Annotated in this window: 5 protein-coding genes; 1 reads left to right on the top strand and 4 read right to left on the bottom strand. The window is 65.4% G+C overall.

All coding sequences use genetic code 11. The annotated features are described in order from the left end of the window. Window positions 1-149 precede the first annotated feature (149 nt). The 4 genes from JQ587_RS36545 to JQ587_RS36530 all read right to left on the bottom strand — a co-directional run bounded on the left by JQ587_RS36545 (window position 150) and on the right by JQ587_RS36530 (window position 2,725). Window positions 150-467, bottom strand: coding sequence for a hypothetical protein (locus tag JQ587_RS36545; RefSeq protein WP_249154705.1), 318 nt, complete (start codon window positions 465-467; stop codon window positions 150-152). A gap of 400 nt (window positions 468-867) precedes the next feature. Then, window positions 868-1,167, bottom strand: a complete 300-nt coding sequence (locus tag JQ587_RS36540; RefSeq protein ID WP_212428597.1) for a winged helix-turn-helix domain-containing protein — start codon at window positions 1,165-1,167, stop codon at window positions 868-870. Further along, the gene (locus tag JQ587_RS36535; RefSeq protein ID WP_212297114.1) at window positions 1,167-1,718 is read right to left on the bottom strand and encodes a hypothetical protein; all 552 of its coding nucleotides are present in this window, start codon (window positions 1,716-1,718) and stop codon (window positions 1,167-1,169) included. The genes JQ587_RS36540 and JQ587_RS36535 overlap by 1 nt, the downstream gene beginning before the upstream one ends. Then, window positions 1,715-2,725, bottom strand: a complete 1,011-nt coding sequence (locus JQ587_RS36530) for an alpha/beta hydrolase (RefSeq protein WP_212297115.1) — start codon at window positions 2,723-2,725, stop codon at window positions 1,715-1,717. Before JQ587_RS36530 ends, JQ587_RS36535 begins: the two co-directional genes overlap by 4 nt. A gap of 118 nt (window positions 2,726-2,843) precedes the next feature. On the opposite strand from JQ587_RS36530, the gene xseA reads away from it, so the two are divergent. Then, complete coding sequence (gene xseA / locus JQ587_RS36525; protein WP_212297424.1) at window positions 2,844-4,484, top strand: exodeoxyribonuclease VII large subunit; 1,641 nt, start codon at window positions 2,844-2,846, stop codon at window positions 4,482-4,484. The last annotated feature ends 118 nt before the right edge of the window (window positions 4,485-4,602 follow it).

Below are 4,602 nucleotides of genomic sequence, written 5' to 3'. Positions count from 1 at the left end.
TCCTTGTCCTGCCACAGGTCATCCTCGGAATGCCTGTCACTGAAATTATCGTGTCTCACTTCAGGGGTGCAGTCCAGTGCACTAATTTCAAAAGCTAAAGCATCAGTTGGTTTAGTGCACCGTAATCCGGTGTCGCCGTAATCCCCGTATCAATCATTCGCGCCGACATCCGTAAAAAGGAACCCCGCCGGCGTCCTGGTGAAGACGAAGATGAGGTCGCCGCAGAAGACGAAGTAATTGTCATTGTTCTCTTGATCGCGATCGTAGACGGCCTTGCCGCGCTGGATGCACGCGCGATTTTTCGTCGTGAACGAGGTCGGATAGGTCTTGGCACGAAATTGCGCGGCGTCGCCAATTGCCTTGTCGTTCATGAACGGCAATCGCGTCATGCCGGCGACGGCGGCGGAATCGTTTGCCTTGAGCGCCGCGCGAAACTTCTCGATGAAGCCGTCGAATTCCTTCTGCAAGGCAGGAGAAGCGACGGCTTGCTTCGGCGCCCCAGCTGCGGCTGGAGCGAGGTTCACGAGAGCGGTTACGAGCAAAATTCTCGGCAAAAATCTCACGGGTCGGCTCCGTCCATCGACCAATCAAGGTCTTCCGACCGAAAGAAATCCATGGTGTTCCGTTGCGTCAAGGACTTTCTGGCTCGCCGGCGCAGCGTCAGCCCCAATGGTGACGGTGCGCTGTCACTGCAATCTTTAATCGCAGACTCAAGCGGGGCAGGACTCGCCGAGAGAACCCCTCACCCACGTGAGCCTGGGTTGACCAGCGGAGTTGCCCTCTCCCGCATCCGCCTTCGCCCGAAGGCGGGCTTCGGCGGACAAGAGGGGCGAGGGCACAACAAGCAGCACCGCGATGACAGCGGAGCTACACTTGCTTGCCCGCAATGATCTCCTGCAACGTCGCCACATGGCGCGCGAACGCCCCGCGGCCGGCAGCGGTGGCGGTGACCGTGGTCTGCGGCTTCTTGCCGACGAAGGCCTTGTCGACCGAGACGTAGCCGGCCTTGGCCAGGGTCTCGATGTGGGCGCCGAGATTGCCGTCGGTGGCGCCGGTGAGCTTCTTGAGCCGGGCGAATTCCAGGCCGGTCGCGACAGGCAGTGCGTTCAGAGCCGCCATGATCTTCAGCCGCAACGGCTGATGAATGATGTCGTCGAGCTCGGCCATCAGATCCGCCGCATCCAGAGGCCGCCCAGGATCAGGCCGCCGCCGTTGACGAAGGCCATCCAGAGCGGGAATGCCGCGCCGATAGTGAAGAAGCCGATCAGCGTCAGCGCGATGATACCGATGCCGATCGCGACAAAGGCATAGCCGAACCAGAGACCGCCGAGCGTGTAGAACAGCATGAAATAGATCGGCCAGAATGCGCCGAGCTCGCGCGGACCGAAATGGCCGAGCACGTTGGTGCAGATATAACCGAACGCGAAGAACAGCACGAAGACCAGCACAAGCCTGATGTCGAAGGCGGCGCCAGGGACGTGCGGTGGGCTCAGCAGGCGGATCGCAACCAGGCCGCCGACACCCAGGATGTCGACGGCGGGCCAGGCGTAGACGGCGTAGAACGGCCAGAGCCAGGTGACGACGTTGCCGGCGAAGACCAGAACGCCCCACCATAGCGCCGCGAGGCTGGCCAGTTCGTAAAGCTGCGACTGCTTCACGCGCTGGACGATGTCGTCGATGTCGGCCAGCGCCGCAGACGCCTCCTTGCTGTCGATCACGATTGCCCGCTCCCGCGCGTTGCCACATCCTCGGCGATCGCGTTGACCGCCTTCGGGTTGGTGACCATGCCCATGTGGTTGACGCCCTCGATCAGCTTGACGTCGACGGACGGTTTGATGGCCTGCACGGTCTCGGCATATCTGGCTGATATCATCATCTCGTCCTCGCCGCCGCCGAAGATGGTCATCGGATGCGTTACCGCCGGCAGGTCGAGGCGATAGCCATGGGTCGCGAAGTTGCGCATCAGGCGGTCGGAATAAGTCGCCGTCAGGATCCGCTCCGAATTCGCCGGCACGGCGAAGGCGAGCACCGGAAGCTGGGAGCAGCAATCGATGCCGAGCTTGCGCAGCGCGGCGAGCGCGAGGAAGCGCGGCTTGTCGGCGTTGGCCCAGCCGCCGGAATGCGGCTTGTTGGTCGGCGCGTCATAGCCGAGATAGGGCGCGACCAGCACGGTGCGGGCGAACAGGTCCTGCACGATCGGGGTTGCGGCGACGCGCAGCGAGAAGCCGGCGCCGGCGGAATGGCCGACCAGGGTCAGCGGCAGATCGGGCGCGGACTTGCGGACATGGGCGACGAAGTCGACGAGATCGTCCTCGAGCTCGCCGACATAGCCGATATCGCCGCGCGTGCCGGAGGCGCCGTGGCCGCGCATGTCGAGCGCCCAGGTCTCGACGCCATGGGCGGCCAGCGCCGCGGTCAAGGCGTGGTTGACGGTCGCGGAGGAGCCCGAGGAGCCGTGAATGAAGATGGCGCCGCGGTCGGTGGCCGTCCCCTTCGGCGCGTAGTGCCGGAAGCCGAGCCAGGTGCCGTCGCGGGCCTGGAAGCGTTCGAGCGGCGGCAGCGTGGACCAGTCGATGCCCTTGGCGGACTCCGAGACCGAGCGCATCTCGGCGGGCCGCTCAAGCGGCGTTGCGACCAGGGCGGTCAGCAGCAGCGCCACGGCGCCGACCGCGCACAGCCCCCATTTCAGCACGCCCAGAGAACCTCGCAGCAACCGCATCGCCATGGCCAACTCCATCAAACTCAGCATCAATAGAGAACTCTATAATACAGAGTACTCTTGAAATCAATCCCTGGATTGGCGCCGCGCTGCGAAAATCCTTAACGTCGGGTCTGACCCCAAAATGCCGAATCGATTGCCGATGCCGCCTGCGGAACAACTTCACAACGCGCCCGAATTCACCGTCTCCGAGCTCTCGCAGTCCCTGAAGCGGACGGTGGAGGACACCTATGGCCATGTCCGGGTCCGCGGTGAGATCTCGGGCTTCCGCGGCGCCCATTCCTCCGGTCATTGCTATTTCGCGCTCAAGGACGAGAGCGCCAAGATCGAGGCGGTGATCTGGAAGGGCGTGCACGGCCGCATGCGCTTCAAGCCCCAGGAGGGGCTCGAGGTCATCGCCACGGGCAAGCTCACGACCTATCCGGGCTCCTCCAAGTATCAGATCGTGATCGAGGCGCTGGAGCCGGCCGGCATCGGCGCGCTGATGGCGCTGATGGAGGAGCGCAAGAAGAAGCTCGCCGCCGAAGGCCTGTTCGACGAAGCGCGCAAGCAGCTGTTGCCGTGGCTGCCGGAGGTGATCGGCGTGGTGACCTCGCCGACCGGCGCCGTGATCCGCGACATCCTGCACCGGCTGGAGGATCGCTTTCCCCGCCACGTGCTGGTGTGGCCGGTCAAGGTGCAGGGCGAAGGCTCGGCCGAGCAGGTCGCGGCTGCGATCCGCGGCTTCAACGCGCTGCCTGAAGGCGGCAAGATTCCACGGCCCGACGTGCTGATCGTCGCGCGCGGCGGCGGCTCGCTGGAGGATCTCTGGTCGTTCAACGAGGAGATCGTGGTCCGCGCGGCGGCCGAGAGCATGATCCCGCTGATCTCGGCGGTGGGACATGAGACCGACATCACGCTGATCGACTTCGTCGCCGACAAGCGCGCACCGACGCCGACGGCCGCGGCCGAAATGGCCGTGCCGGTGCGCAGCGAATTGTTCGTCGAGGTCGCCGATCTGGCGCGGCGCACGCGCGCTTATTGGCAGCGCGCCCACGAGAGCCGCCGCAGCGAATTGCGCGCCGCCGCACGCGCGCTTCCCGCCGCATCCGATCTGCTCGCGATCCCGCGGCAGCGGCTGGATTCGGCCGGCAGCGCCCTGCCCCGCGGGCTCAAGGCCAACACGCATGCGCATTTCCGCAGGTTTACCGCGGCAAGCTCGAAGCTGACGCTGCGGGTGCTGCACGGCCAGATCGCGCAGGCCGGGCACCGGCTCACCGTGTGCGGCGAACGGCTCGGCCTGTCGGCGCGCGCGTTGCTGCGGCAACGCCGCGACCGCTTCGCTGGACTCGAGGTGCGCCTGCGTGCCTCAAAGCTCTCCAACGCGCAGGCCCAGCGCAACGCGATTGCCCGCCAGCGCGAGCGCACGCATCGCCTCGCCGAGCGCGCCAACCGCGCGCTTGTCACGCTGCTGCAACGGCTCGATGCCCGCGTCGAGAACAGCGGCAAGCTGCTCTCCGCGCTGTCCTATCGCGGCGTGCTCGCCCGCGGCTTTGCGCTGGTGCGCGATGAAGCCGGGCATCCCTTGCATTCGGCAGACAGCGTCGGACCGAATGCCCGGATCGCGATCGAGTTTGCCGATGGGCGCGTGGGCGCCACAGCAGATGCGGATCGCCCGGCACCGTCAGCCAAGCGTCCGTCGCCGCAGCCCAAGCCAGCCGCGCAAGAGGCCAAGCCCGCGCCGAAGCGCATGGGCAAGCCGGTGGATCAGGGCAGCTTGTTCTAGAGCGCGGTGCTGCACTCTCTCCGATGTCGTCCCGGCGAAGGCCCTAGGGCATGCACACATCTTTCTTGGCAGGAAGTTGCCTTGGGGGATTCCCGAATCGGCACTTTGTGTGATTCCT

Origin of the sequence: Bradyrhizobium manausense (assembly GCF_018130615.1) — a bacterium.
GTDB lineage: Bacteria > Pseudomonadota > Alphaproteobacteria > Rhizobiales > Xanthobacteraceae > Bradyrhizobium > Bradyrhizobium manausense_A.
The sequence above is the reverse complement of the archived record's forward strand: the minus strand, read 5'-3'. Positions and strand labels throughout refer to the sequence as shown.

Bases quoted from the DNA above. Each gene is read 5' to 3' on its own strand.
- JQ587_RS36540 (WP_212428597.1), bottom strand. From the start codon at position 1,167: ATGGCCGAGCTCGACGACATCATTCATCAGCCGTTGCGGCTGAAGATC.
- JQ587_RS36530 (WP_212297115.1), bottom strand. From the start codon at position 2,725: ATGGCGATGCGGTTGCTGCGAGGTTCTCTGGGCGTGCTGAAATGGGGG.
- xseA (WP_212297424.1), top strand. From the start codon at position 2,844: ATGCCGAATCGATTGCCGATGCCGCCTGCGGAACAACTTCACAACGCG.